This window comes from Kitasatospora sp. NPDC057198, from assembly GCF_042670125.1.
GTDB lineage: Bacteria > Actinomycetota > Actinomycetes > Streptomycetales > Streptomycetaceae > Kitasatospora.
Genome location: NZ_JBHUWH010000873.1, coordinates 1 through 1289, shown reverse-complemented (window position 1 = coordinate 1289; position 1289 = coordinate 1). Strand labels below are relative to the sequence as shown.

The following is a 1289-nucleotide window of genomic DNA, read 5'->3' as shown; positions in this document are numbered from 1 at the left end:
ACCCCGCCATCCAGGAAGCCGTCCGCCAGGCCATCGCCCGCACCGGCTACGTCCCCAACAGCGCCGCCCGCTCCCTGGTCACCCGGCGCACCGGAGCCCTCGCCCTGGTCATCTCCGGCAGCGACGCCCCCGAGACCCCCGACCACCACGTCGGCGGCGAGATCTTCGCCGACCCGTTCTTCGGACGCGTCGTCAGCGGCGTCTTCACCGGCCTGCGCCCGCTCGACCTGCACCCCGTCCTGATGCTCGCCGACAGCGCCGAAGCCCGCGACAAGGCACTCACCTACCTCCGGCAGGGCAACGCCGACGGCGCCATGGTCGTCTCCACCCACAGCCGCGACCCGCTCCCCGCCCAGCTGCTCGCCGCCGGCATCCCCACCGTCCTGTTCGGCCGCCCCCCGACGCCGCTCTCGCTCTCCTGCGTCGACCTCGACAACCGCGAGGGCGGCCGGATCGCCGCCGACCACCTCACCGCCCGCGGCCGCCGACACGTCGCCGCCATCTCCGGCCCGCTCGGCGTCCGCGCCGCCCGCGACCGCCTCTCCGGCTTCCGGGAAGCCATGGCCGACCACGGGATCCACCAACTCCCGCACGTCGAAGGCGACTTCACCCGCGAGGACGGCGAACGCGCGATGGCCTCGCTGCTGCGCCGCTACCCCGACCTGGACGGCGTCTTCGCCGCCAACGACCTGATGGCCCAGGGCGCGCTGGCCGTCCTCGCCGACCACCGGCGCCGCGTCCCCGAGGACATCGCGGTGATCGGCTTCGACGACTCCTCCGCCGCGACGGCCGGACGGCCGCACCTCACCACCGTCCGCCAGCCGGTCGAGGAGATGGCCGCCGAGATGACCCGCGTCCTGCTCGACCACCTCGCCCGGCCCGGCCGCGCCGCCACCACCGTGCTGTTCGAACCGACCCTGATCGAGCGGCAGTCCGCCTGAGCGGCGGTCTGCCTGAGCGGCGGTCTGCCTGAGCGGCGGTCCGCCTGAGCGGCGGTCCGGCTGGAGGGCTGGACGGTCGGGCGGTGGCCCGGCTGGACAGCTGGACGGTGGCCCGGCTGGGCGGTGGCGGTGGTGGTGGTGACGTCCGGTCAGGACTCCGGCGGCAGCTGCTGCTGCCCGGCCCGCTCGGCGTCGCCCGGGTGGGGCGGGCAGAGCGCCTCCACCGCGGCCTCGAAATCCGGGTACCGGCGCCGCGCCAGCTCCAGCAGCTCCAACGCCGGACGCTCCCGCCCCGGGGCGAAGCGCTCGGCGGCCTCCCGCAGGCGCGGCACGCACAGCGGCCGCGGC

The 1289-nt window shown here is 76.1% G+C and carries 1 protein-coding gene and 1 pseudogene; one reads left to right on the top strand and one right to left on the bottom strand.

The window, feature by feature from the left end:
* The coding region (locus ACFUEL_RS39775; RefSeq protein ID WP_380243111.1) for a LacI family DNA-binding transcriptional regulator at window positions 1-941 on the top strand (941 nt) is incomplete at its 5' end.
* A gap of 149 nt (window positions 942-1090) precedes the next feature.
* On the opposite strand, the pseudogene ACFUEL_RS39770 reads toward ACFUEL_RS39775, so the two are convergent.
* A pseudogene (locus ACFUEL_RS39770) lies at window positions 1091-1289 on the bottom strand (hypothetical protein); the annotation flags it as partial.